Below are 25,122 nucleotides of genomic sequence, written 5' to 3'. Positions count from 1 at the left end.
ACAGTGACAAACTTAGCCGGAGATTTGTTGCAGTATCCGGCTTCCGAAGTAGGCCAGCGTCAGCAGGGCGGCGCCAGCCACGTTGAACCAGACTACGCGCCGTCCGCGCCAGCCGCCATGATAGTGGCCCCATAGCAGGATGATATAGACGAACCATGCCATAATAGACAGGACGGCCTTGTCGATATTTTCCGAGCTGAACAGGTTGTTCATATAGAACAGGCCGGAGCACAGGGTCAGGGTCAGCAGCACGACGCCGACCTGGGTGATGTGAAACATCTTGCGTTCGATGGTCATCAGCGGTGGCATATCGGCGCTAAAGGCCAGCCGCTTATTTTTCAACTGATAGTCGATCCAGGCAAGCTGTAGCGCATAGAGCGCGGCGATAATCAGCGTGGCGTAGGCGAACAGCGACAGTCCGATGTGCACCATCACTCCCGGCGTGGCTTCCAGATGCGTAATAAATTCATTAGGCATAAAGGTCGCCAGGGCCAGGTTGATCAGCGCGAACGCATAGACGATGGGCAGCAACAGCCAGCCGCGATTGCGTGAGGCGACGATGGTCATGACGGTGCAGATCATCAGACTGACCAGTGAGCCGACGTTAAGCAGGCTCAGGTTCTGGCCGCTGTCGCCCGCGAAGATGCGAGCCTGTAGCGCCAGGCCGTGGCAGATTAGCGCGATAATGGCGGAGATCAGGGCGAAACGGCGCCATCCGCTGTTTTTCTTTAACAGGCCAGGGACGATCAGCGCCAGACTGAAAGAGTAGGCGACAAGCGCAAGCAGTGCAAAAACAGGCATATACAGGTGTCGGTTATGAGCCAGAGAGTCGATAAGGCAGTATAGCGTTACCCGGCTTCCGCTCCAACCGTTGCTTGCATCGCACATGGGCGGCTTCGTGATATACTCGCCCCCAAATGTTACGTTGCAGTCGCGTGAGCGACCTAAAGTCACCACCCCAGGCAAGAGACAATGTTTGATAATTTAACTGACCGATTGTCGCGCACGCTGCGCAATATCAGCGGCCGCGGGCGCCTTACAGAAGAGAACATTAAAGATACCCTGCGTGAAGTGCGCATGGCGTTACTGGAAGCCGATGTGGCTCTTCCGGTAGTTCGTGATTTTATCAGCCGCGTAAAAGAGAAAGCGGTTGGTCACGAGGTGAACAAGAGCCTGACCCCAGGGCAGGAGTTCGTCAAAATCGTGCGCGGCGAGCTGGTCGCCGCCATGGGCGAAGAGAACAATGAGCTGAATCTGGCCGCGCAGCCGCCGGCGGTGGTTCTGATGGCGGGCCTGCAGGGCGCCGGTAAAACCACCAGCGTCGGTAAGCTGGGTAAGTTCCTGCGCGAAAAGCGTAAGAAGAAGGTACTGGTGGTGTCGGCGGACGTTTACCGTCCTGCGGCCATTAAACAGCTGGAAACCCTGGCTCAGCAGGTGGGGGTCGACTTTTTCCCCTCCGACGTTCAGCAAAAGCCGGTCGACATCGTCAATGCCGCGCTGAAAGAGGCGAAGCTTAAGTTCTACGACGTGCTGCTGGTGGATACCGCCGGTCGTCTGCACGTTGATGAAGCGATGATGGACGAGATCAAGCAGGTCCACGCCGCAATCAATCCGGTAGAGACCCTGTTCGTGGTGGATGCCATGACCGGTCAGGATGCTGCGAATACCGCGAAGGCGTTTAACGAAGCGCTGCCGCTGACCGGCGTAGTGCTGACCAAAGTGGACGGTGACGCCCGCGGCGGTGCTGCGCTCTCTATCCGCCATATTACCGGTAAGCCCATTAAGTTCCTTGGGGTCGGTGAAAAGACCGAAGCCCTGGAGCCGTTCCACCCGGATCGTATCGCGTCACGTATTCTCGGCATGGGCGATGTGCTGTCGCTGATTGAGGATATTGAAAGCAAGGTCGATCGCGACCAGGCTGAAAAACTGGCGAATAAGCTGAAGAAGGGGGACGGTTTCGATCTCAACGACTTCCTGGACCAGCTTAAGCAGATGAAAAACATGGGCGGTATGGCAAGCCTGATGGGCAAGCTGCCGGGCATGGGGCAGTTGCCGGACAACGTGAAGTCGCAGATGGACGATAAAGTTCTGGTGCGCATGGAGGCGATCATCAGCTCCATGACCCGCAAGGAGCGTGAGCGACCGGAGATCATCAAAGGTTCACGCAAGCGCCGTATCGCGACTGGCTGTGGCATGCAGGTTCAGGACGTTAACCGCCTGCTGAAGCAGTTTGACGATATGCAGCGTATGATGAAGAAGATGAAGAAAGGCGGCATGGCCAAGATGATGCGCGGGATGAAGGGGATGATGCCCCCTGGCTTCCCGGGACGCTGATTGGGCTGCGCTTCCAGGCCATTGTTCACTTCTTCAATTGATTTTTGCGCGAAAATGAGTAAAATTTTCGGGCTTTAATATGACACCGGGCTCCGTTCCTCGATGGAGCCCGGTTGTTTTATTCACACAAGAGGATGTTATGGTAACTATTCGTTTAGCACGTCACGGCGCTAAAAAGCGTCCGTTCTACCAGGTTGTCGTTACTGACAGCCGTAATGCTCGCAACGGTCGCTTCATTGAGCGCGTTGGTTTCTTCAACCCGATCGCCAACGAAAAAGAAGAAGGCACCCGCCTGAACCTGGATCGTATCGAGCACTGGGTTGGCCAGGGCGCTACTGTTTCTGACCGCGTTGCGCAGCTGATTAAAGCCGCGAAAAAAGCAGCTTAATCTGTCACGGTGGTCATGATGAGCAAGCAACACGCCGCGGCGGCGCCCGTTGATCCCATTGTTCTGGGTAAGTTGGGCTCTTCCTATGGCATTCGTGGTTGGCTCAGAGTGTTTTCCTCCACCGAAGAGTCCGACGGCATTTTTGACTATCAGCCCTGGTTTATTAAGCAGGCAGGTCAGTGGCAGCAGCTGGAGATTGAAAGCTGGCGCCATCACAATCAGGATATGATCATCAAGCTGAAAGGCGTTGACGATCGCGATACGGCAAACCAGCTCACTAACAGTGAGATTATGGTTGACGCTTCGCAACTGCCGTCCCTTGAGGAGGGTGACTACTACTGGAAAGACCTTATTGGTTGCCAGGTCGTCACTACCGCAGGGTACAACCTGGGCAAAGTCAGCGAGCTGATGGAGACCGGGTCGAATGACGTTCTCGTCATTCAGGCAAACCTGAAGGATGCATTCGGGGTCAAGGAGCGGCTGGTTCCGTTCCTCGATGGGCAGGTTATCAAGAAAGTCGATCTCACGACCCGAACTATCGAAGTCGAATGGGATCCTGGTTTTTAAACCTCCGGATAAACGGTAACAGAGTGGCGCTATGGGGATTGGCTTGTGTTTATTGGTATAGTCAGCCTGTTTCCAGAGATGTTCCGCGCAATTACTGATTACGGGGTAACTGGCCGGGCGGTAAAAAATGGCCTGCTGAGCATTCAGTGCTGGAGTCCGCGTGACTTTACGCACGACAGGCATCGCACCGTGGACGATCGTCCATACGGAGGCGGACCGGGAATGCTTATGATGGTGCAACCGTTAAAGGATGCCATCAATGCAGCCAGAGCCGCGGCAGGCGAAGGCGCTAAGGTGATTTATTTGTCACCTCAGGGGCGTAAGCTCGATCAGACCGGCGTTAGCGAGCTGGCCACCAATCAGAAACTGATTCTGGTGTGCGGCCGTTACGAAGGGGTTGACGAGCGCGTAATCCAGACCGAAATTGACGAAGAATGGTCAATCGGCGATTACGTACTGAGTGGGGGAGAGTTACCGGCAATGACGCTGATTGATTCGGTTTCCCGGTTTGTTCCGGGAGTACTGGGCCATGAAGCTTCGGCAATCGAAGATTCGTTTGCCGATGGATTGCTGGATTGCCCGCACTATACGCGTCCTGAAGTGCTGGAAGGAATGGAAGTACCGCCGGTATTACTGTCGGGAAACCATGCTGAAATCCGGCGCTGGCGTTTGAAGCAGTCGTTAGGGCGCACCTGGCTTAGAAGACCTGAACTTCTGGAAAACCTGGCTCTGACTGAAGAGCAAGCAAGGTTGCTGGCGGAGTTCCAACTGGAACAGACGCAAGAGCAACAGAACGATGATGGGGCGGTATAACGCCGACCACTCAAAATATCAGTTTACCCAGGATAAGAGATTAAATTATGAGCAATATTATCAAGCAGCTTGAACAAGAGCAGATGAAGCAGGACGTACCTTCCTTCCGTCCGGGCGATACCGTGGAAGTGAAAGTATGGGTTGTTGAAGGTTCCAAGAAGCGTCTGCAGGCATTCGAGGGCGTGGTTATCGCTATTCGTAACCGCGGTCTGCATTCTGCATTCACTGTTCGTAAGATTTCTAACGGCGAAGGCGTTGAGCGTGTATTCCAGACTCACTCTCCGGTTGTTGACAGCATTGCTGTTAAACGTCGTGGTGCCGTTCGTAAAGCTAAACTGTACTACCTGCGTGAGCGTACTGGTAAGTCTGCTCGTATCAAAGAGCGTCTGTCCAAGTAATGTTCGCGTAAGCGACATCCCAGAAGAGGGCCGGCATTTGCCGGCCCTTTTTTATGGCTTCAGGCGCCGGTATAGCATGCCGAGCAGTCCGAGAAACACCCACGTCCATAGCACCAGTACCACGGGCGTAAAAAGGTAATGGAGCAGCGGTATCCAGTAACTCACCCCGACCTGAGGCAGAAAGCTCATTGAGGCGACGCAAAACATCCCCATTGGGAAAATGGCGGACCAGTTCTGCATACTGTAGCCGGGCGTGAAGGCGCGGCTGGCAATACGCCAGATCAGAATAAACACTAGCAGTACCAGCCACCAGCAGGATGCCGACCACAGGAACAGGCTGATGCCCAGGATGATGGGGGCCAGAACATCGAGCCGTGGCAATGAAAGCGCCATGGTATACAGATGGCTACCCGCCAGGGTCGAGATGGCCAGCGCGCCCATATTAATCCACCAGGTCGGCGAAAAGCTTTTATCGTCCATTGGCACAAACAGCCAGCGCAGAAATGCCAGCGCGATCACCATCAGGTACAGCATGATACCGATGGCCCAGATACCGACGCAGAACAGAAAGAAGCCTGCGCTGGCGGTCGCGGGAGCCGACAGGCTGCTTCCCAGTACGGCAACTGAGCATCCTGAAACGGTGCACAGCAGCCAGCTACCGTTCATCCCCTGCACCAGCGCGGGTTTGGATTTCGCCATGGTCACGCCGGTGAGCATGGTATTTACCAGCACTACATAGAGTCCGCAGCCCAGCCAGAACAGCGCCATCGGTATCGCCGGTAACGCCGTCATTTGCACATACTGAACCCCCAGCACGTTGGTGGCGGCCACCAGCGTCAGATAACCCGGCCCTTTTTCGTGGTGGGTCAGATCGCGCCAGACGCTGCCCGGGGTAAGGATAAGCTTTCCCACCGCCAGCGTCAGGCAGGTGGCATACTGGATATTATTCAGAATAAACAGCACCCGGGCGGCAAAATGTATTCCGGCCAGATGGCAGGCAATGCTGACGATACCGGTGGCCATAATCAGTGCGAAATAGCCGTACTGGAAGTTCCTCACACAATCTCTCCTTGAGGCATGCGCCCATGGGCGCATGGTGAAATAACTCCCTCTATTATTGCTGAATTTTGGGCGTTATTAAGGCTCCTTTGTGCACAATAGCGAAGGGACATCCGGCGTGGAAAATATCCAACGGTTATCGTAACGCTCAATAATCAGGTTGAGCTCTTTTCCCGGCTGCAGATAAAAACCGGGTACGGTAATGCCGGTATAGCGGGCATCCAGGTTATCTACCAGTGAAGGAACGACCTTTCCTGAGCTCAGCAGATAAGCGTTATGGCGGTGGGTATAGCTAAAATAGATACTGCGGCCCAGGCTCCAGCTACGGTTGGCACTTTTAAGCACGCCGGAAAGTATTGCCAGTCCCTCTCCATCTTTTAACTGGTAGCTCAGATTACCCGAAAAGGTCTCCCTGCCGATTTCCCAGGTGACCTGGCCGCTACAGTGAATGGTGGGGTTGCTCCAGGCGTACCAGCGAACGATCGCCGCCACGATAATCAGTACCGGAACCGCAAGCAGAAGTATTGATCTACTTTTCATGATAGACGCTCAACCAGGTGGAACACACGGCGTGGGGATTGGTGCGCAAGTCGCTACTGCAGACAAACGCGGTGATTTTATTACTGCTGCTCAGGCCGGAAAGATAGAGCGTTGCCTGGTTTTTGCACAGCTCCCGGTGTGCGAGCATATAGCTGAGGTAGTAATCAACGAACACCTCATTCGGCTCGTAAAAAATGCGGCAGGATTGCTCCTTCTGCAACTGCATGGAGAGTGGCAGATAGTGGCTGAAAATGGGGGCAGGTTCGGTATTAAACAGAATAAAGAACAGAAACAGCCCGGCCATCAGATAGCTTATCAGCAGCATTCGCGCTTTGCCGGCGGCTCTGATCGGCGCTTTGTCCGGTGATTGTGCTGCACCGATGGCCGGGAGAGCGCTGGATTCTACAGGCTGTGGTATGGGCTCATCCGGTATGCTTAATGGCGTGATAAGCGGGGGAGCATCATCTTCCTCTGCTTCACAGGCAGTCAGTCGCGCGATCGCCGTCGTTTCAGACAGCATCATGCCGCGTCGTGAAATGGTTTTAATGGTGTCGCGCGGTAAGCCGACGTTTTGCAGTGAGTTACGTAGTGTCAGTATGGTTTGATAGAAGGTATTCGGTGAGGTTCCTCCATTATTATCCCCCCAGCCAGCGGCAATCAACTCTCTTTGTGGCGACACTTTCCCTGTATTTTTAATTAAATACAGAAAGCATAGCGTAGCCGGAAGTTGCAGATGAACCTCATTCTCAGTGAGTCGATTATAAAGCGATCTCTCGTTAGGTCTGAATTCAACGCTGTGGTTAATCAGATATCCTTTTTCTGAATGCATTAACCTGAGCACAACAATTTCCTTCCGTTTAGGACTATTCTATAGACTTTACACGTAACTAACAAAATAAGAATAGGCTTAATGTAAATTTGCGATATAAGGAAACCTAAGAAATAACAAAAATCGTTGTAAAACATGTGGTTGTATATATTGTTTTGATTTTTTATTAAGTGATCATAACTGAGGGGAAAATCGACAATTGTGATGCTAGATTAACATCAGATTGTTGATTTTTACTTTTTTTGTAGAGATGTTGTTTCAGTTATTGGATCCTGGTGCTGTAGATATCCATGTGATGGCGAACGAGATGAGAAAACCACATGATCGTGAGTTGCTATTTTAAAGCAGCAAGGGTTGTAGCGTAAACGTCAATCATCAGGAAGGTAAACAAATTTTTAGATAAGTTCTTTCTTTAATTAAATGTATGAGGAGAGTAAGACCGGCTGCCTTTATAAATAGTTATGGTTGGAAATAATCGTAACGATGTGGGTTGAGAGTTTTTACCAACGTTGCAGATCAAGGAAAGTGGCAGATGAAAAGACACAGACGTTATTCCCCGTTGGCAATTGCAGTATCCGCAGCAATATCCTCATTTGTTTTTAATGCTTACGCCTCATCTGGGCTGGAATCTTTACCGGCGAATGGAGATTCATCTCTGCTCCCCCAGTCTATTCGTGATTTACTTCCGGCTTCAGCATCGTCGAATTACCAGAAACTGTCGCCAGGAAACTATGTTTACAAATGGGATGCGGGAACCATAGCCGTATATGGCGATAATGTTTCGCTAAATGGGCCAGGTATGGAGGCATTTGAACATACCGTGACTGCAATCCAGAATAATAAATCTGGAAGTCCGGTCCTGGTTTTTGGTGATGGGCTATCCATTACTACACAATCGAAAAATTCGGCTAACGCAGGAAAAGATGTGGATGGCATCCGCACTCACGGCACTAATACCCCTGGTAATCCGGTGGTGGTTATTGTTGGTGATGATGCCTCGATTGTTGTCAATGGAAGCAGTGGCGATGGAATAAATGCCGGTTATTCTTCTTATAGTGGAGGAAATGGTTGGCTGGGTTCTGCGAATATTCACGTTGGTGATGGATTAAATATTAAGGTTACAGGAACCGGTGGCTATGGCATAACCGCGAATGCCATGAAAGACTCTACACTGGCGAAAAATAATATTATCGTTGGTCATGATGCTCGTATTGTGACAGAAGGCAGTTCGGGTTATGGTCTGCGCTCTGGTAGTGATGGTTCCTATATACAGCTTGGTGACAGGGCTATTGTTGAGACGTCAGGGCTTTCAGGCTCGGCGGTCTACAGTCATGGTGGGGCTGGGGTTGTATTGGGCGATGCCGCAACGCTGACCACCAAAGGAAATAGCGCTCATGGTATTTATTCATATAATGGCGCGTATGTTAATACCGGCGATGGGCTGAAAATATTCACAGAAGGAGATACGTCACATGGTATTTATGCGTATTCCAAAGAGGCTAAGGTAACCACTGGTGATAATGCCGAAATTTCTACCACGGGTAAAAGCGCATCGGCAGTCTATGCCAATAATACCGGGGCAGTAACCCTGGGGGCAAATAACGTTATCACTGTCTCAGGCACCGAAAAAACCAGTGCGACAGCGTTATCTCCCCATGGCCTTTATGCCAATAAAGGAAAAATAACGCTGTCTGATGGTAGCACTATTACGATGGCGGGTAATCATGATGCCACTAGCTACGCGATATACGCGAATTCGGGCGGCGTTATCGATGGTTCCGCCGGGGGGCGGTATAACATTAATGGCGATATCCTCTCTTCCGGAACCGATGCCTCATTGGGAGACAGCCATATTAAACTCAACATGACCGCTGGCTCGGTCTGGAATGGAGCCTCATTTCTTGGTGATACCGGAAATTTCGACCTGGTCATGAACGACGCTTCCTGGAATCTGCGTGCTGACTCGACGCTAACCCGGCTTACGCTTAATAGTGGCGCAGCGGTTAATTTCCAACATCAGGATGGGAATTTCCAGACGCTGACCGTGGTCGGCGACTACACAGGGGCTGGTGGTACGATCGCATTCAATACCGTCCTGAATGGCGATGGTTCACCCACGGATAAATTGATCGTTCAGGGCAACACTGCGGGGAATACCCAGGTGTCGGTCAATAATGTGGGTGGTACCGGTGAACAAACGGTGGAAGGTATTGAGATCGTTAACGTCGCCGGGAATTCAGACGGCACCTTTACCAAACAGGGTCGTATCGTGGCGGGGGCTTACGACTATAATGTGGTGAAGAAAGAGAAAAACTGGTATCTGACCAGTTACGTGACGCCGGTTGAGCCTGGACCCGAGCCGGAGCCTGAACCGAAGCCGGAGCCTGAACCGAAACCAGAACCTGAGCCGAAGCCCGATCCGGAACCGACGCCCGATCCGGAACCGACGCCAGAGCCTGTCCCGGAGCCAACGCCAGAGCCAACGCCAGAGCCGATGCCGGAACCCACACCAGAGCCGATCCCGGAACCGCATAATCCGCAGCCCGAACCGGTACATCAGTTCCGTCCGGAGTCCGCCAGCTATATCGCCAACAACTATGCGGCTAACACCATGTTTATCACCCGTCTGCACGATCGACTGGGCGAAACGCAGTACACCGATGCGCTGACCGGCGAACAGCGAGTCACCAGCCTGTGGATGCGTCACGTTGGGGGGCATACTCGCTTTAAAGATCGCAGCGGTCAGTTACACACCCAGAGCAGCACTTACGTGATGCAGATAGGCGGCGATCTGGCGCAGTGGAGCAGTGATGGTCTGGATCGCTGGCATCTCGGTGCCATGGCCGGTTACGGCAATAGCCGCAGCCGCACTCGCTCCAGTATTACCGACTATGGCTCCCGCGGTCAGGTGACTGGCTATAGCGTGGGTCTTTATGGCACCTGGTACGCCAACCAGGTCGATAAGAGCGGCGCTTACCTGGATAGCTGGGTACTCTATAACTGGTTCGACAATAAGGTGATGGGCGACCATTTGGCCACCGAGAAGTATAAATCCCGCGGCTTTACCGCCTCGCTGGAAGGGGGCTATAGCATTAAGCTGGGTGAAAGCGCGCGCGCCAGCTACTGGGTCCAGCCGAAAGCGCAGGTTGTCTGGATGGATGTTAATGCCAGAAATCACCGTGAGCATAATGGTACCCGGGTCTCTGACAGAACCGACGATAACTGGCTGACCCGCGTGGGCGTGCGAGGTTATATCAGCGGCCACAGCCAGGTCGATGACGGTAAAGATCGCACCTTCCAGCCGTTCGTTGAGGCCAACTGGATCCATAACACCCAGAACTACAGCGTGAAGATGGGCAATGCATCGAACGAGATGCGCGGCGCGAAAAACATCGGCGAGCTGAAAGTGGGCGTTGAAGGGCAACTGACTCAGCGTTTGAATCTGTGGGGCAATGTGGCTCAGCAGCTGGGCGATAAAGGCTATAGCGATACACAGGGAACCCTGGGGCTGAAGTATCAGTTCTGATTTTCCGACCCGCTCACACTCGGCTGACGATCGAACGGGATCGTCAGCCGTTTTTATTGGTAGCGGCCATACTCAGCATAAGTTCACCAACAGAAGGCAGAAACCATGGCGGGATCGCTTTGTGATATTCCAGACGTCAGCGTTGGCCACGCTCAGGATGCAGAAGCCCAGACCGGTTGTAGCGTGGTGCTATTCGGGCAGGGGGCGGTATGCGGTGTGGATGTTCGGGGCGCGGCGCCGGGAACCCGGGAAACGGATCTACTGAATCCCGTTAATGCCGTTCAGAAGGTCGATGCGCTGGTGCTAAGCGGCGGTAGCGCCTTTGGGCTGGATGCCGCCAGTGGCGTTATGCGCTGGCTGGAAGAGCAGGGCAGAGGCTTCGAGACTGGCTATGGGCGGGTGCCGATCGTCCCGGCTGCGGTGATCTTCGACCTCAATTTTGGCGATCCCCGGGTGCGGCCCGATGCCGCCATGGGCTATCGGGCGGCGCAGCTGGCTTCTCGTGCGCCTTTTGCTTCCGGTAATACTGGCGCTGGCGTGGGTGCCACGCTGGGCAAAATGATCGGTATATCGCGGGCGATGAAAGGCGGTATCGGCAGCGCCTGCGTGGCCGGGCCCGGTGGGCTACGGGTGGCGGCTATGGTGGTCGTGAATGCGCTGGGAGAAGTGCGGGATCCGGATAACGGTCAGCGGCTGGCAGGCGCCTGTGATGAACAGGGCCAGTTGCTGGATTTGCCTTCCCTGGCGCTGAGGGCTGAAGGAGGCGCGGAATTCTCTTCGGGCGCCAATACCACAATTGGCGTGGTCTGCTGCAATGCCCGTCTGGATAAAACCGCAATGACGAAAGTGGCGCAGATGGCTCACGACGGCCTGGCTCGTACCATCTGGCCGGTACATACCATGAGCGATGGCGACACGCTGTTTGCCGCCACTACCGACGGCGTGGCGGCATCGGTGACCATTGTCGGTATGCTGGCCGCCCAGGCGGTCGCCAGCGCGGTGATCGATGGTGTCAGCTCTGCCCATAGCGCCCGCGGTGTACCGGGTCTGGCGACCCTGGGGGGAGAGTAACAGTAGTCACACATTATTTAACTACGAAGCAATAAATCCATTACAATAGCCGCCTTTCACAGGCAGACGGGTGGTTAACGGGTGCGGAGACGTTCGGGCAGGATGATGCGCTACGCGGCGCGACTTGCGCTGTTCGCCATGATGCTTATCGTGGTGGCGCCGCAGATCTCGATCGCGCTACGTCACCATACTGCCGCCGATATGTCCCACGCAGGCCACGTCATGCATCCTGGCATGATGATGCCAGACTCTTCCGGCCTGCATATCGATCACGCCGAAGCCTGCGGCTACTGCGTGCTTCTGAGTCACGTTCCCGGCATTCTCTGGCCGCTGCTGGCATTGCTGGTAGCCCGAGGCGGCCGCTGGCGCGAGGTCGCCAGCCCGGCGCGGCGCCGGGCGTTTTCCCGTTTTCTCTGGTCCCGACCGCCTTGCCGTGCCCCACCTGCGTTGAGTGCTTTGCATTAACCCTTTGTTTTGGCTGCTGCCTTCGGGCTGTGGCCCGTTATGATTTGCATAAAGGAAAGCTAATGACTCAACGTGCATCCCGCCAGGCATGGGTAAACCTGTTGCGGCGGCTCCACTTCTATATTGGCCTGTTTGTCGGGCCCTTCATATTTATCGCGGCTCTTTCGGGAACGCTCTATGTCGCCACGCCCCAGCTTGAGGCGTGGCTGTTTCGCGATGCGCTGACGACAAGTGTTAAAGGCTCGCCTCACCCGCTGGCGGACCAGGTGGCGGTCGCCCGCCAGGCTGCTGGTGCTCCATTGCCGGTGCAGGCGGTGCGTCCGGCATCGCAGACGGGGGAAACCACCCGGGTCATGTTCAGCGATCCGCAACTCGGCGCATCGGAAACCCGCAGCCTGTTTATCGATCCCGTCACTCTGGAGGTGAAAGGCGATATGACGGTCTACGGTACCAGCGGGATTCTGCCGCTGCGTTTGTGGATCGATAATCTGCACCGCTCGCTGTGGCTGGGGGATATCGGGCGTAACTACAGTGAACTGGCGGCATCCTGGATGTGGATCGCCGCGCTGGGAGGGATCGCGCTCTGGTTTCTGACCCGGCCACCGCGCCAGCGTAAACCGACCCGCCATAATGCGTTTGTCAATCAGCGTCGCTGGCACGTGGCTCTGGGGTGGTTACTGCTGGTTGGATTGCTGCTCTTTTCCGCCACCGGGCTGACCTGGTCGCGCTGGGCGGGCGATAATGTTAACCAGCTACGGGCCGCGATGGACTGGATGACGCCCCAGGTCAATGCATCGCTGAGAGGAGAGCCTGCGGATAACGATCCCCATGCCGGGCATCACAGTGGTCACCATGGAATGACGATGGCGGAGCCCGGACTGGATAACGGACTGTTTGACGCAGTGCTGTCCGCGGCGCGTCAGGCGGGTATTCAGGCAGCCAGGGTGGAGATTCGACCGGCGAAGACGACGGATCGGGCGTGGACGGTCAATGAGATCGACCGTCGCTGGCCTACGCAGGTGGATGCGGCGGCGGTGAATCCCCATACCCTGACCGTTATTGATCGGACGCGCTTCAGTGAATTTCCGCTCATGGCTAAGCTGACGCGCTGGGGTGTCGATTTCCATATGGGGATTCTGTTCGGTCTGGCTAACCAACTGGCGTTAATGGCCTTTGGCACTGCGCTGTGCGTGCTGATCCTGTTGGGTTACCGGATGTGGTGGCGCCGACGCCCGGCGCCGGGACAGGTGAATCCGGCGCTGACTCTGGTGAATGCCTGGCTGGGGTTGAGCTCTGTAGGCCGTGGCGTGACCTTTGTCACCGCGTTGCTGTTGGGCCTGACGCTGCCGGTGATGGGCGTGAGTCTGGCGCTGTTTCTGGCGGCGGACCTTGCCCGTTGGCATCGGACAAGGAGTCAGGCACCGGTCGGCGCCTGATGGTCAGGGGGCGCTGATGATCCACCTCAACCGGTGGTTTTCAGCGTCCCCGACGCAGTTTCTTATTGTGGTACATGCTGCTGTCGGCGATCTCCAGTAGGCTCTCAGAGGTTGAGTCCGGTTCTACCAGGGCATAGCCGACGCTCAGAGAGAGGCTAATGGCCTCGCCGTTGCGTAGCGGCATAGGGGGAACAAACAGATAGCCGAGCCGGGAGATTAGCCGCTGGATCTGCTCATCGGTGGTGACATCTGAGATGAGCATGGCGAATTCGTCGCCGCCCAGTCGAAAGGTGGGATAGCGGCGGGCGGAAAAGCGCAGCAGGCGGCCGGCGATCTCCCTGAGTGCCCGATCGCCTGCGGCGTGTCCCCAATTGTCGTTAATCTGCTTAAAGTTATCGCTATCCATAAACAGCAGCGCATGATGGGTGCGCTGCAGCGGATCGGTAAGCACCTTTTCTAGGGCTTCCCGAAAGGCGGCTCGGTTTGCCAGCCCGGTTAACGGATCGTGTAACGCGCTTTTACGCAGTGAGGCGCTGTGGCGCTGCTGCTGCTTCTGCCACTGCTCCATTTCATCCAACAGGCAGTTAAAATCATGGGCGAAACGCTGGAACTCCTCGATAGGCTCGGGTTTGACGCGCCGGGAAAAGTGACGATTCTGGCGGACGTCATGCACCACTTCGGTGATGTTCTGTAATGCCTGAACCAGTCCACGATGAAAATAGTGGCTGATGGCCAGCGACAGGGCAGATGCAAGAATGAGAAAACCGGTCAGCAGCGCCAGCGACAGCCAGATAAAGTGGGTGATGAGCCGGCCTTTCGCCGTCAGCTGTACTTCGCCGACGGGCACGCCATCATACCAGACGGTCTGTACCACCGGATCCGGCAGCAGCCAGCGTTGGATCAGGGCATCGGGCGTTTTGGGGCGCGGACGCGGTGTTGCCGGCCAGCGGGCGATCGGGCGGCCTTCACTGTCGCGGACCAGAGCAGAAGAAAACTGCTGCTGCCGGCCCAGAGCGGTAAGGGTCTCATGAATTTCGCCGACATCCCGGAAGGCAACTGCCGCTTCCAGGCTATGGCTGACCGTTACCCCTAACAGCTGCATATTTTGTTGAGCATACTGTTTAAGCGTTAGTACGGATGCGATGCTCAGAAACAGCCAGCAGGCGATCATGGCGGTCGCAACGCTAAGAATGCTGATGCGTTGCAGGATACGCCGGAAAGTGGGGCGTCCGGAAGAAATAAGGATGTTACTCATAGTGCGGGGTCCGTGAGCGTGCCAGCAATAAAGCATCCGGACTAACGCGTACGCCGCTACGTACCAGCGTGTCCAGGTAAACGGAAAAAAAAACTGTTTATCGTGAATAGTCAGGCAGAAATCGCGGCTCATTAAGCATTGAAGATCCTGCCCGGCCATTAGCAATAAAGAATGAGATTGATAACCCGCTATTAATTGCATCTGTTGTTATTCACTTTCATTGCCAAAATAAATGGCATAACACTCTGCGGTTAACGCCTCATTATTATTTTCTACCGCTACCGAAATACAACCTGCGGATATGGCTGGGCATGCCGGTGACGATGGTGCGCACCGACGATGCCGCGGGATGTGCGGCGATAGCCGTTACTGCCAGGAGTCATCCAAAAGGGTTCCATGATTTCATTGATGGTGATTTCGCCAGATGATCGGGTTCTGTTGGAACACCTGCTGTTATTATTTCGTGATAATAACATTTAGTATTTATTGCGTCATTATTTACATCTTTACTGTGAATTATCCCATGTTACTGAAATATATAAAACACGGTTTTTTTAATCACAGATAAATAACTATTCATGCCTTTCGGATATCTATGATGCATAAAGGAAAAAACTCCTCAGGCGGTGCTTTTTTCCTTCAGCGTGCGCGCCAGGCTAAAAAACAAGTGTAACTTATTCGTTACACTTAATGGTTGAAAAGCCGATTAAATAGCATGTCGTAAAGTATTATTTACGAATTATGGATTGAAAAGTTTACCTCTTGCGGTTATGGTAATTGCTCCCGCAGGGGAGACTTTTATCGCCAACGTTTATTAAGGATCGCCATCATGCAAAAAGACGCGCTGAATAATGTCCATATCGTAGAAGAACAGGTCATGATCACCCCCGATCAATTGAAAACCGCTTTCCCGCTGACGGCCGCGCAAACGGAGCAGATTGCCCGTTCTCGCCAGACGATCAGCGATATCATTGCCGGGCGCGATCCGCGTCTGCTGGTGGTATGTGGTCCCTGTTCCATTCATGACCCCGAATCGGCCCTGGAGTATGCGCGTCGCTTCCAGGCCCTGGCGAAAGAGGTTGGCGATAGCCTCTATCTGGTCATGCGCGTCTATTTTGAAAAACCCCGTACCACCGTGGGCTGGAAGGGGCTGATTAACGATCCGCATATGGATGGCTCATTCGATGTGGAAGAGGGGCTGAAAATTGCGCGTCGTTTGCTGGTCGATCTGGTGGGCATGGGGCTGCCGCTGGCGACCGAAGCGCTCGATCCTAACAGTCCGCAGTACCTGGGCGATCTCTTTAGCTGGTCTGCCATTGGCGCCCGTACCACGGAATCCCAGACTCACCGCGAGATGGCTTCGGGCCTGTCGATGCCGGTGGGCTTTAAGAATGGCACTGATGGTAGTCTGGCGACGGCGGTTAACGCCATGCGCGCCGCCGCCATGCCGCACCGTTTCGTCGGTATTAATCAGGCGGGGCAGGTGTGCCTGCTGCAAACCCGCGGCAATCCGGACGGTCATGTGATCCTGCGCGGCGGTAAGTCACCTAATTACGGACCAGATGCCGTGTCCCAGTGCGAAAAAGAGATGGAACAGGCGGGACTGCGTCCGGCGCTGATGATAGATTGCAGCCATGGTAATTCAAATAAAGATTACCGTCGTCAGCCGGCGGTGGCGGAATCTGCCGTCGCACAGATCAAAGATGGGAACCGTTCGATAATCGGTCTGATGCTGGAAAGCCATCTGCATGAAGGCAATCAGTCGTCGGAGCAGCCGCGCAGTGCGATGCAGTACGGAGTATCAGTCACCGACGCTTGCATCAATTGGGAAACCACGGAAGCGCTGCTGCGAGAGCTGCATTCCGATCTGGCGAAATCGCTGACGCCGCGTCTGGGTTAAGAGGTTATTCATGGTTGCAGAACTGACCGCGTTACGCGATCAAATCGATGAAGTCGATAAATCACTGCTGGCGTTACTGGCCCGCAGGCTGGAGCTGGTGGCCGAGGTGGGCGAAGTTAAAAGCCGCTACGGATTGCCGGTCTACGTACCCGAGCGCGAGGCATCGATGCTGGCGTCGCGTCGCGCCGAGGCGGAAAAGCTTGGCGTGCCGCCCGATCTTATCGAGGATGTGCTGCGCAGGGTTATGCGTGAATCCTACTCCAGCGAAAACGACAAGGGCTTTAAGACCCTGTGCCCGACGCTGCGTCCGGTAACTATCGTCGGCGGCGGCGGCCAGATGGGACAGCTGTTTGCGAAGATGCTGACCCTGTCCGGTTATCAGGTGCGTATTCTGGAGCAGGAAGACTGGCCCCGTGCCGGCGAACTGCTGCAGGACGCCGGTATGGTGATTGTCAGCGTGCCTATCCATCTGACCGAGGCGGTCATCGCCCGCCTGCCAGTGCTGCCGCGTGACTGTATTCTGGTGGATCTGGCATCGGTGAAGAATGCGCCGCTACAGGCGATGCTGGCGGCACACTCCGGGCCGGTGCTGGGGCTGCACCCGATGTTTGGGCCTGACAGCGGCAGCCTTGCCAAGCAGGTGGTGGTCTGGTGCGATGGTCGTCAGCCCGAAGCTTATCAGTGGTTTCTGGAACAGATCCAGATCTGGGGAGCGCGACTGCACCGCATCAGCGCGGTGGAGCACGATCAGAATATGGCCTTTATTCAGGCGCTGCGCCATTTCGCGACCTTCGCTTACGGCCTGCATCTGGCGGAAGAGAATGTGGACCTGGAACAGCTACTGGCGCTCTCTTCGCCTATTTACCGGCTGGAGCTGGCGATGGTAGGGCGCCTGTTCGCCCAGGATCCGCAGCTGTACGCCGACATTATTATGGCTTCTCAGGAGAACCTGGCGCTGGTGGGGCGCTACTACCGGCGCTTCGGCGAGGCGATCGCCTTGCTGGAAAATGGCGATAAGCAGGCGTTTATCGACAGCTTTAACCGCGTGAAGCACTGGTTTGGCGATTATGCGCCGCGCTTTCAGAGCGAGAGCCGGGCGCTACTGCGCCAGGCTAACGACAGCCGCAAGTAACCCTCAGCCGGTAAAAAGCCCGCAGCGCGGGCTTTTTTGCTATGCCGGATTCACCGGCACCACATTCTCGCTGGGGTAGCAGCCCAGCACTTTCATCGAACGGGTGATCTCGCCCAACTCACGCAGCGCCTGCCGCATGTCTGCCGACTCAAGGTTGGCCTGAATATCAAGATAAAACATCTCTTCCCACGGATTACCGTGAATGGGCCGTGATTCCAGCTTCACCATAATCAGGTTGTGGTTACGCAGCACCAGCAGCGCCTCCACCAGCGCGCCCGCCTGCTGGCCGGTAGCCATCAGCAGTGTCGTCTTAGCTGGAACCTGGTCGGAAACGCCGATGGCTTTACGGGCCAGTACCAGGAACCGGGTGATGTTCTGGGTCTGGTTAGCGAGATGGCGATCCAATACCTGCAGCCCATAGAGCGCTCCGCCGTCTTCGCTACCCAGGGCGGCGACCTTCGGTGAGCCGGATTGGGCGACTTTCTCCATGGCGGCGGCAGTACTTTCACAGTACTCGATCTTCCAGTTCGGATGGCGATTAATAAACTGGCTGCACTGCTGGAACGGCTGAGGATGGCTGTAGACGGTTTCGATCTGATCCAGGTCAGTGGTGGTCGCGACCAGCACGCAGTGATCGATGGGCAGGGTTAGCTCGCCAACGATGGAAAGGCTGGTGTGCTGTAGCAGATCGTAGACGTCATTGATGGAGCCTGAGCTGGTGTTTTCCACGGGCACCACGGCGTAATCGGCCTGGCCGGTTTCCACCTGCTGGAAAATATCCTGGAATTTAGGGCAACCGCTTTCGATAAACTCGTCGAAGTGGCGGGCGGCATAGCGACGTGCCGCCAGATGGGAGTATGAGCCTTTTGGCCCCAGGAAGGCGACACGGGCGGAGCGGGGATTAATCTTGTTCAGGTGCTTCTGGAGCAGCGCCTGCTGGGTCAGAACCGAATCTTCGATAATCAACTGGAACAGACGGGTAATGTAGTGAGCATCCAGGTGATGGGGTTTGCCCAGGGCGATAAGCCGTTCCAGCAGGTCGCGCTCGCGGTCGATATCACGCACCGGGCGATGGGACCTGAGCTTGGCCTGACCGACTTCTACCGCCAGCTGGCGGCGTTCGGCCAGCAGGGCCAGTAATTTTTCGTCCAGGGCGCTGATTCTGTTACGCAGGGCCAGCAGGGGGTTGTCGCTCATAGTGCTACCTTTTTTGTCGTTATCATAAAAAAGGCCTCCCGTTTGGGAGGCCTGTCAGTTCGTCTTCGCATTCTTTTTACATGACGAAATGCCTCCCATTCAGGGGAAGGTAAAAAAGAAGAATGCGAAGAAGAACGGCTGAAGTTTCACGATATCTGTTCCATTGGGGACCGGTTTTTAAAGTAACTACACTCGTTTCACTCTGTCAATAAAAAACGCGCCCGAAGGCGCGCTCCTTATATGAAACTGTGTCGATAAAACTCAGACCCCCGGGTCGGCTACCGGCGCCGCATCCTTCACTGAAGCGGTGGCGCGGCGGGCTTCTCCCTTGTGCTGTACTTTGTTCAGCTGGCGCTCCAGCTTGGCGATCAGGTCGTTAATGGCGGTATACATATCGTTATGTTTCGCGCTGGCGACCAGCTGGCCGTTGGGGGTGTTAATGGTGGCATCGGCCACAAATCCCTGCGGCTCTTTGGACAAGATGATGTGGGGGTTAATCAAATGAGTTTGCCATTTGTCCAGTTTGGTGAGACGGTCTGCGACATGCTGGCGGATTGCCGGGGTGATTTCCATCTGTTTGCTGGTAATGTTCATTGTCATAAATTTACCTCTTGTCTTTCCCGTCTTGGTGATTTCAGCATACCGCTTCTAATGTCAAAATGTGTGATCCAAATCACGGAGATATGTCACGTTTTGTCAACAAAACCTTTTTGTGAGTCAGGACAGGAAGAGGCGATTTTTCACTTGAGCTTTCCGGCGCCAGGGGCCATATTTGATGAGATGTCTTGCAGGTTGATACGCGTCAGCAGGCGAAAAAATGTATAAAAAAACGGCAGCGCACGGGCTGCCGTTTTTTGTGGGACGCTGAATCAGCGGTTGGCGGCAATGATTTTTGCGACCTTTTCCGCTTCGGCATTCAGCTGCAGCTGACGGTAAGCATTTTCCATCAGCGGCAGAGCATCGCGCGTGGCCTGAGTATCCGGATAATCACGCAGCATGCCTTCAACACGGTTTACCACCGCTACCCATGCGCCGCGACGGGTGTAGTACTGAGCGACGGAAAGCTCATATTTCGACAGACGATTTTTCAGGAACGTCATACGACGGGCGGCATCGGTTGCGTACTGACTGTTGGGGTAGCCGCGCACCAGCTTTGAAAAGTCATTGAAGGCGTCGCGGGCATGGCGCGGATCGCGATCCGAGCGATCGACCCCAAAGAAGCCCTGAAGCGCGCTGTCATCCATCGCCATATCGGTTAATCCGCGCATATAAAGTACGTAGTCGATATTGGGGTGGGTCGGGTTCAGGCGCATAAAGCGATCGATGGCGGCCTGCGCCAGCGGAAGATCGGCATTTTTGTAATAGGCGTAGATCAGATCGAGCTGCACCTGCTGCGAGTAAGGTCCAAACGGATAGCGGTTATCCAGCGCTTCCAGTTGCGTTATCGCCGCTTTCCAGTTACCGTCCTGCAGCTTTTGCTGAGCAGTCGAGTAGATGTCGGAGGGTGAACTGTCGGGCACCTCATCTTTGGTGCTGGAGCAACCGACCAGGGCCAGGCTCAGCGTGGCGGCAGCCACCAGATATTTCATGCGCGTCATGACGTTTTGACTTTCCTCAGAATGTTATTCAGGGAGACTCTCCGTTAAGCTCCCGTTGAAGACCAGCTACAATAGCACACTATATTAAACGGCGAAGCCGTAAAAACCCAAGGTTAACGAAGAAGCTGTATATGGCACAACCAGTAAAACTCACCGCAACGGTGTCCGAGTCACAACTCGGCCAACGCTTAGATCAGGCTTTGGCCGAATTGTTCCCGGATTATTCCCGTTCGCGAATAAAAGAATGGATTCTTGACCGGCGGGTGCGGGTCAATGGCAACATTTGCGAAAAACCAAAAGAGAAAGTGTTGGGCGGCGAGAGCGTTGATATCGATGCAGAGATCGAAGAGGAAGCCCGCTTCGAACCGCAGGATATCCCGCTGGATATCGTTTATGAAGACGATGACATCATCGTTATCAATAAGCCACGCGACCTGGTGGTCCATCCCGGCGCAGGTAACCCGGACGGCACGATACTGAACGCGTTGTTGCACTACTACCCGCCGATCGTCGATGTACCGCGCGCCGGTATTGTTCATCGACTGGACAAGGACACCACCGGGTTGATGGTGGTGGCAAAGACCATTCCGGCGCAGACTCACCTGGTGGATGCGCTGCAACGTCGTGAGATCACCCGCGAATACGAGGCCATCGCTATCGGTCATATGACGGCAGGGGGAACGGTAAATGAGCCTATCAGCCGCCATCCCACGAAACGCACCCATATGTCGGTACATCCGATGGGCAAACCGGCGGTAACCCACTACCGTATTATGGAGCACTTTCGTATCCACACCCGGCTGCGGCTGCGGCTGGAGACGGGGCGTACTCACCAGATCCGCGTTCATATGGCGCACATTACTCATCCTCTGGTGGGTGACCCGCTTTACGGCGGTCGTCCTCGCCCGCCGAAGGGGGCGTCAGAAGCCTTTATCGATGCGCTACGCAAATTCGACAGGCAGGCGCTGCACGCTACCATGCTGAGGCTGTATCATCCCATCACCGGTATCGAGATGGAGTGGCATGCGCCCATTCCTCAGGACATGGTGGATTTGATCGCCGCGCTGCGCGATGACTTTGAAGAACATAAGGACCGGGTTGACTGGCTATGACCAAACTGATCGTTCCAGAGTGGCCGATGCCTGCGGGCGTGGCGGCCTGTAGCTCCACCCGGGTGGGAGGCGTTAGTCATGCCCCCTGGGACTCCATGAACCTTGGGGCTCACTGTGGTGACGATCCCCGGCTGGTGGAGGAAAACCGACGCCTTTTCTATGAGGCGGCGGCATTCCCTTCTGCGCCGGTCTGGTTGGAGCAGGTACACGGTCGTGCGGTGCTGAAGCTGGACGGTACTGTGCCAGCTTCGAAGCGTGCCGATGCCTCCTGGAGCGATCGCCGGTCAACCGTTTGTGCGGTAATGACGGCGGACTGTCTGCCGGTGCTATTCTGTAATACGGCGGGAAATGAAGTGGCTGCTGCTCACGCTGGATGGCGCGGCCTGTGTGAAGGTGTACTGGAAGAGACCGTCTCCTGTTTCCGTGACCGCCCGGAGAATCTTATGGCATGGCTGGGACCCGCCATTGGTCCCGCAGCCTTTGAAGTCGGAGGTGAAGTGCGTGAGGCCTTTGTGGCGAAAGACTCCCAGGCTGAAAGCGCTTTTCGTCCGGTCGGTGAAAAATTTTTCGCCGATATATATCAGATTGCACGTCAGCGCCTGGCGAATGTGGGCGTTCATCAGGTCTTTGGTGGAGAACGCTGCACATTTAGCGAGAGTGGCGATTTTTTCTCTTATCGCCGCGATAGAACGACTGGTCGTATGGCAAGTTTCATCTGGCTGATATAACCTATAAAATCAAGACGATCCAGTACGGGTAGCTATTCCTTCACATAATTATGGTCATTAACCTTGAATAATTGAGGGATGACCTCATTTAATCTCCAGTAGCAATTTTGACCTGTTATGGGAGGAGTTATGCGTCTGGATCGTCTTACTAATAAATTCCAGCTTGCCCTCGCCGATGCCCAATCCCTTGCACTCGGGCACGACAACCAATTTATTGAACCCCTTCATCTGATGAGCGCCCTGCTGAAGCAGGAAGGCGGTTCCGTTGCGCCGTTATTAACGTCTGCGGGCGTTAACGTCGGCCAGCTACGTACATCTATTGAGCAGGCGTTAAGCCGGCTACCGCAGGTGGAGGGCACCGGCGGTGATGTACAGCCTTCACAGGACCTGGTTCGCGCCTTAAATCTTTGCGACAAACTGGCGCAGAAACGTAATGACAACTTTATTTCGTCGGAGCTTTTCGTCCTTGCGGCGCTGGAGTCCCGCGGCACTTTGGCGGATCTGTTAAAAACCGCGGGTGCCACGACGGCTGGCGTGACACAGGCGATTGAGCAGATACGCGGAGGAGAAAGCGTGAACGACCAGAGCGCTGAAGATCAGCGTCAGGCACTGAAGAAATTTACCATCGATCTGACCGAACGGGCGGAAAGCGGCAAGCTGGACCCGGTCATCGGTCGTGATGAAGAGATTCGCCGCACCATCCAGGTGTTGCAGCGCCGTACTAAAAATAACCCGGTACTGATCGGGGAACCTGGGGTGGGTAAAACCGCCATCGTCGAGGGGCTGGCCCAGCGAATTGTCAACGGCGAAGTGCCGGAAGGGCTGAAAGGCCGCCGGGTGTTGGCACTGGATATGGGGGCGCTGGTGGCGGGCGCAAAATATCGCGGTGAATTCGAAGAGCGCCTGAAAGGGGTGCTGAACGATCTCTCCAAACAGGAAGGTAACGTCATCCTGTTTATCGATGAGTTGCACACCATGGTTGGTGCCGGTAAGGCTGATGGCGCCATGGATGCCGGTAATATGCTGAAACCGGCGCTGGCCCGTGGTGAACTGCACTGCGTGGGCGCCACGACGCTCGACGAATACCGCCAGTATATAGAGAAAGATGCCGCGCTGGAGCGTCGCTTCCAGAAGGTATTTGTTGCTGAACCGTCGGTTGAGGATACCATCGCCATTCTGCGCGGGCTGAAAGAGCGTTATGAACTGCATCATCACGTGCAGATTACTGACCCGGCCATCGTCGCTGCCGCAACGCTGTCGCACCGCTACATTTCCGATCGCCAGCTGCCGGATAAAGCTATCGACCTGATCGATGAAGCGGCTTCCAGCATTCGCATGCAGATAGACTCTAAGCCGGAAGAGCTGGACCGCCTCGACCGTCGGATTATCCAGTTGAAGCTGGAGCAGCAGGCCCTGTTGAAAGAGTCTGATGAGGCCAGTCAAAAACGGCTGGAGATGCTCAACGACGAACTGTCGGATAAAGAGCGTGAATATTCGACCCTGGAAGAGGAGTGGAAGGCAGAGAAAGCGTCGCTTTCCGGTACCCAGACTATTAAAGCCGAGCTGGAACAGGCGAAAATCGCCATGGAGCAGGCGCGTCGCGTCGGTGACCTGGGACGGATGTCCGAACTGCAATACGGGCAGATTCCCGAGCTGGAAAAACAGCTGGCATCCGCCACGCAGTCAGAAGGCAAAACTATGCGTCTGCTGCGTAACAAGGTGACCGATGCCGAGATCGCCGAAGTGCTGGCGCGTTGGACCGGTATTCCGGTTGCCAGAATGATGGAGAGCGAGCGTGAAAAACTGCTGCGTATGGAGCAGGATCTGCATCAGCGCGTGATTGGTCAGGATGAAGCGGTAGAAGCCGTTTCGAATGCGATTCGCCGTAGCCGCGCCGGGTTGTCAGATCCTAATCGACCGATCGGTTCGTTCCTGTTCCTGGGACCGACCGGGGTGGGTAAAACCGAACTCTGTAAAACGCTGGCCAACTTTATGTTCGACAGCGACGATGCCATGGTGCGTATCGATATGTCCGAGTTTATGGAGAAACATTCGGTTTCCCGTCTGGTCGGGGCGCCTCCGGGATATGTCGGTTACGAAGAGGGCGGTTATCTGACCGAAGCGGTACGGCGTCGCCCATATTCCGTCATCCTGCTGGATGAAGTGGAAAAGGCGCACCCGGATGTGTTTAACATCCTGCTTCAGGTTCTGGATGACGGTCGTCTGACGGACGGGCAGGGCAGAACGGTAGATTTCCGGAATACCGTGGTGATCATGACCTCCAACCTGGGGTCCGATCTGATCCAGGAGCGCTTTGGCGAACTGGATTATGCCCATATGAAAGAGCTGGTGTTAGACGTCGTAAGCCATAGCTTCCGCCCTGAGTTCATCAACCGTATTGATGAAGTGGTGGTCTTCCACCCACTGGGCGAACAGCATATTGCATCGATTGCCCAGATTCAGCTGCAGCGACTCTATCAGCGTCTTGAAGAGCGCGGTTATACCGTTCACATTTCAGATGAGGCGCTGAAACGGCTGGGTGAAAACGGCTACGACCCGGTTTACGGGGCGCGTCCGTTAAAACGCGCTATTCAGCAACAGATAGAGAACCCGTTGGCGCAGCAGATCCTGTCGGGTGAACTGCTGCCGGGTAAGCCTGTCGAGCTGAAGGTGAAAGACGACCAAATCGTTGCTGTTCAGTCGTAATGGAAAAACGGGCCTTTCGGGCCCGTTTTTGTCTTCTTTTTCGCCGGTTCTGCTATATTTTTACTCAT

General features: G+C 55.0%; 23 protein-coding genes and 1 other annotated feature. Of the genes, 14 read left to right on the top strand and 9 right to left on the bottom strand.

Features of this window, described 5'->3' with window-relative positions; genetic code table 11:
- Positions 1–12: 12 nt before the first annotated feature.
- Positions 13–801: a cytochrome C assembly family protein gene (locus FEM41_RS23965; RefSeq protein WP_138099317.1), complete on the bottom strand. Its 789-nt coding sequence runs from the start codon at positions 799–801 to the stop codon at positions 13–15.
- Positions 802–972: 171 nt separating this feature from the next.
- On the opposite strand from FEM41_RS23965, the gene ffh reads away from it, so the two are divergent.
- From ffh to rplS, 5 genes are all read left to right on the top strand, one after another.
- Complete coding sequence (ffh, locus tag FEM41_RS23960) at positions 973–2,334, top strand: signal recognition particle protein (RefSeq protein ID WP_138098988.1); 1,362 nt, start codon at positions 973–975, stop codon at positions 2,332–2,334.
- Between the two features lie 139 nt (positions 2,335–2,473).
- Positions 2,474–2,722 carry a 30S ribosomal protein S16 gene (gene rpsP, locus FEM41_RS23955; protein ID WP_138098987.1) on the top strand — a complete coding sequence of 83 codons (249 nt, stop codon included), beginning with the start codon at positions 2,474–2,476 and terminating at the stop codon, positions 2,720–2,722.
- Positions 2,723–2,740: 18 nt separating this feature from the next.
- Positions 2,741–3,289: a ribosome maturation factor RimM gene (gene rimM, locus FEM41_RS23950; RefSeq protein WP_138098986.1), complete on the top strand. Its 549-nt coding sequence runs from the start codon at positions 2,741–2,743 to the stop codon at positions 3,287–3,289.
- A gap of 45 nt (positions 3,290–3,334) precedes the next feature.
- Entirely contained in the window at positions 3,335–4,102 is a 768-nt protein-coding gene (gene trmD / locus FEM41_RS23945) for a tRNA (guanosine(37)-N1)-methyltransferase TrmD (RefSeq protein WP_138098985.1), read from the top strand.
- A 47-nt stretch (positions 4,103–4,149) separates the two neighbouring features.
- Positions 4,150–4,500: a 50S ribosomal protein L19 gene (gene rplS, locus FEM41_RS23940; protein WP_138098984.1), complete on the top strand. Its 351-nt coding sequence runs from the start codon at positions 4,150–4,152 to the stop codon at positions 4,498–4,500.
- Between the two features lie 51 nt (positions 4,501–4,551).
- Here rplS and FEM41_RS23935 read toward each other — a convergent pair whose 3' ends face one another.
- From FEM41_RS23935 to FEM41_RS23925, 3 genes are all read right to left on the bottom strand, one after another.
- On the bottom strand, positions 4,552–5,559 hold the full coding sequence (locus tag FEM41_RS23935; RefSeq protein ID WP_168198856.1) for a tellurite resistance/C4-dicarboxylate transporter family protein: 1,008 nt from the start codon (positions 5,557–5,559) through the stop codon (positions 4,552–4,554).
- Between the two features lie 78 nt (positions 5,560–5,637).
- The gene (locus FEM41_RS23930; RefSeq protein WP_138098982.1) at positions 5,638–6,099 is read right to left on the bottom strand and encodes a hypothetical protein; all 462 of its coding nucleotides are present in this window, start codon (positions 6,097–6,099) and stop codon (positions 5,638–5,640) included.
- Entirely contained in the window at positions 6,089–6,778 is a 690-nt protein-coding gene (locus tag FEM41_RS23925; RefSeq protein ID WP_241666552.1) for a winged helix-turn-helix domain-containing protein, read from the bottom strand. The genes FEM41_RS23930 and FEM41_RS23925 overlap by 11 nt, the downstream gene beginning before the upstream one ends.
- A 682-nt stretch (positions 6,779–7,460) precedes the next feature.
- Here FEM41_RS23925 and FEM41_RS23920 point away from each other — a divergent pair.
- The 4 genes from FEM41_RS23920 to FEM41_RS23905 all read left to right on the top strand — a co-directional run bounded on the left by FEM41_RS23920 (position 7,461) and on the right by FEM41_RS23905 (position 13,426).
- A complete protein-coding gene (locus tag FEM41_RS23920; RefSeq protein ID WP_138098980.1) occupies positions 7,461–10,454 on the top strand; it encodes an autotransporter outer membrane beta-barrel domain-containing protein in 2,994 nt (997 codons plus the stop codon).
- 105 nt (positions 10,455–10,559) lie between these two features.
- Positions 10,560–11,525, top strand: coding sequence for a P1 family peptidase (locus FEM41_RS23915; protein WP_138098979.1), 966 nt, complete (start codon positions 10,560–10,562; stop codon positions 11,523–11,525).
- An 81-nt stretch (positions 11,526–11,606) separates the two neighbouring features.
- Complete coding sequence (locus FEM41_RS23910) at positions 11,607–11,990, top strand: DUF2946 domain-containing protein (RefSeq protein WP_241666551.1); 384 nt, start codon at positions 11,607–11,609, stop codon at positions 11,988–11,990.
- Positions 11,991–12,052: 62 nt separating this feature from the next.
- Complete coding sequence (locus FEM41_RS23905) at positions 12,053–13,426, top strand: PepSY-associated TM helix domain-containing protein (protein WP_138098978.1); 1,374 nt, start codon at positions 12,053–12,055, stop codon at positions 13,424–13,426.
- 40 nt (positions 13,427–13,466) lie between these two features.
- Here the strand turns inward: FEM41_RS23905 and dgcN are convergent, their stop codons facing one another.
- Positions 13,467–14,681: a diguanylate cyclase DgcN/YfiN gene (dgcN, locus tag FEM41_RS23900; protein WP_138098977.1), complete on the bottom strand. Its 1,215-nt coding sequence runs from the start codon at positions 14,679–14,681 to the stop codon at positions 13,467–13,469.
- 829 nt (positions 14,682–15,510) lie between these two features.
- On the opposite strand from dgcN, the gene aroF reads away from it, so the two are divergent.
- Both aroF and tyrA read left to right on the top strand, forming a co-directional pair.
- Complete coding sequence (gene aroF / locus FEM41_RS23895) at positions 15,511–16,581, top strand: 3-deoxy-7-phosphoheptulonate synthase AroF (protein ID WP_138098976.1); 1,071 nt, start codon at positions 15,511–15,513, stop codon at positions 16,579–16,581.
- 10 nt (positions 16,582–16,591) lie between these two features.
- On the top strand, positions 16,592–17,713 hold the full coding sequence (tyrA, locus tag FEM41_RS23890) for a bifunctional chorismate mutase/prephenate dehydrogenase (RefSeq protein ID WP_138098975.1): 1,122 nt from the start codon (positions 16,592–16,594) through the stop codon (positions 17,711–17,713).
- 39 nt (positions 17,714–17,752) lie between these two features.
- Here the strand turns inward: tyrA and pheA are convergent, their stop codons facing one another.
- From pheA to bamD, 4 genes are all read right to left on the bottom strand, one after another.
- A complete protein-coding gene (gene pheA / locus FEM41_RS23885; protein WP_138098974.1) occupies positions 17,753–18,910 on the bottom strand; it encodes a bifunctional chorismate mutase/prephenate dehydratase in 1,158 nt (385 codons plus the stop codon).
- Positions 18,911–18,934: 24 nt separating this feature from the next.
- Positions 18,935–19,061 (bottom strand) — a sequence feature (Phe leader region).
- Positions 19,010–19,060 (bottom strand): hypothetical protein, encoded by a 51-nt coding sequence (locus FEM41_RS24730; protein ID WP_196240491.1) that lies wholly within the window; start codon positions 19,058–19,060, stop codon positions 19,010–19,012. It overlaps the preceding feature by 51 nt.
- A 110-nt stretch (positions 19,062–19,171) precedes the next feature.
- A complete protein-coding gene (raiA, locus tag FEM41_RS23880; RefSeq protein WP_138098973.1) occupies positions 19,172–19,510 on the bottom strand; it encodes a ribosome-associated translation inhibitor RaiA in 339 nt (112 codons plus the stop codon).
- 269 nt (positions 19,511–19,779) lie between these two features.
- Positions 19,780–20,508, bottom strand: a complete 729-nt coding sequence (gene bamD / locus FEM41_RS23875) for an outer membrane protein assembly factor BamD (protein WP_138098972.1) — start codon at positions 20,506–20,508, stop codon at positions 19,780–19,782.
- 131 nt (positions 20,509–20,639) lie between these two features.
- Between bamD and rluD the strand changes: the two genes are divergently transcribed.
- The 3 genes from rluD (at position 20,640) to clpB (ending at position 25,054) form a co-directional block, all read left to right on the top strand.
- Complete coding sequence (gene rluD / locus FEM41_RS23865) at positions 20,640–21,620, top strand: 23S rRNA pseudouridine(1911/1915/1917) synthase RluD (protein ID WP_138098971.1); 981 nt, start codon at positions 20,640–20,642, stop codon at positions 21,618–21,620.
- On the top strand, positions 21,617–22,348 hold the full coding sequence (yfiH, locus tag FEM41_RS23860) for a purine nucleoside phosphorylase YfiH (protein ID WP_138098970.1): 732 nt from the start codon (positions 21,617–21,619) through the stop codon (positions 22,346–22,348). Before rluD ends, yfiH begins: the two co-directional genes overlap by 4 nt.
- 129 nt (positions 22,349–22,477) lie before the next feature.
- Positions 22,478–25,054 (top strand): ATP-dependent chaperone ClpB, encoded by a 2,577-nt coding sequence (gene clpB / locus FEM41_RS23855; protein WP_138098969.1) that lies wholly within the window; start codon positions 22,478–22,480, stop codon positions 25,052–25,054.
- Positions 25,055–25,122 lie beyond the last annotated feature (68 nt).

Source organism: Jejubacter calystegiae (genome assembly GCF_005671395.1).
Lineage (GTDB): Bacteria > Pseudomonadota > Gammaproteobacteria > Enterobacterales > Enterobacteriaceae > Jejubacter > Jejubacter calystegiae.
The sequence above is the reverse complement of the archived record's forward strand: the minus strand, read 5'-3'. Positions and strand labels throughout refer to the sequence as shown.

Bases quoted from the DNA above. Each gene is read 5' to 3' on its own strand.
- raiA (WP_138098973.1), bottom strand. From the start codon at position 19,510: ATGACAATGAACATTACCAGCAAACAGATGGAAATCACCCCGGCAATC.
- FEM41_RS23920 (WP_138098980.1), top strand. From the start codon at position 7,461: ATGAAAAGACACAGACGTTATTCCCCGTTGGCAATTGCAGTATCCGCA.
- ffh (WP_138098988.1), top strand. From the start codon at position 973: ATGTTTGATAATTTAACTGACCGATTGTCGCGCACGCTGCGCAATATC.
- rplS (WP_138098984.1), top strand. From the start codon at position 4,150: ATGAGCAATATTATCAAGCAGCTTGAACAAGAGCAGATGAAGCAGGAC.
- FEM41_RS23905 (WP_138098978.1), top strand. From the start codon at position 12,053: ATGACTCAACGTGCATCCCGCCAGGCATGGGTAAACCTGTTGCGGCGG.
- aroF (WP_138098976.1), top strand. From the start codon at position 15,511: ATGCAAAAAGACGCGCTGAATAATGTCCATATCGTAGAAGAACAGGTC.
- FEM41_RS23965 (WP_138099317.1), bottom strand. From the start codon at position 801: ATGCCTGTTTTTGCACTGCTTGCGCTTGTCGCCTACTCTTTCAGTCTG.
- bamD (WP_138098972.1), bottom strand. From the start codon at position 20,508: ATGACGCGCATGAAATATCTGGTGGCTGCCGCCACGCTGAGCCTGGCC.
- FEM41_RS23930 (WP_138098982.1), bottom strand. From the start codon at position 6,099: ATGAAAAGTAGATCAATACTTCTGCTTGCGGTTCCGGTACTGATTATC.
- rimM (WP_138098986.1), top strand. From the start codon at position 2,741: ATGAGCAAGCAACACGCCGCGGCGGCGCCCGTTGATCCCATTGTTCTG.
- tyrA (WP_138098975.1), top strand. From the start codon at position 16,592: ATGGTTGCAGAACTGACCGCGTTACGCGATCAAATCGATGAAGTCGAT.
- clpB (WP_138098969.1), top strand. From the start codon at position 22,478: ATGCGTCTGGATCGTCTTACTAATAAATTCCAGCTTGCCCTCGCCGAT.
- rluD (WP_138098971.1), top strand. From the start codon at position 20,640: ATGGCACAACCAGTAAAACTCACCGCAACGGTGTCCGAGTCACAACTC.
- rpsP (WP_138098987.1), top strand. From the start codon at position 2,474: ATGGTAACTATTCGTTTAGCACGTCACGGCGCTAAAAAGCGTCCGTTC.
- pheA (WP_138098974.1), bottom strand. From the start codon at position 18,910: ATGAGCGACAACCCCCTGCTGGCCCTGCGTAACAGAATCAGCGCCCTG.
- FEM41_RS23915 (WP_138098979.1), top strand. From the start codon at position 10,560: ATGGCGGGATCGCTTTGTGATATTCCAGACGTCAGCGTTGGCCACGCT.
- dgcN (WP_138098977.1), bottom strand. From the start codon at position 14,681: ATGAGTAACATCCTTATTTCTTCCGGACGCCCCACTTTCCGGCGTATC.
- yfiH (WP_138098970.1), top strand. From the start codon at position 21,617: ATGACCAAACTGATCGTTCCAGAGTGGCCGATGCCTGCGGGCGTGGCG.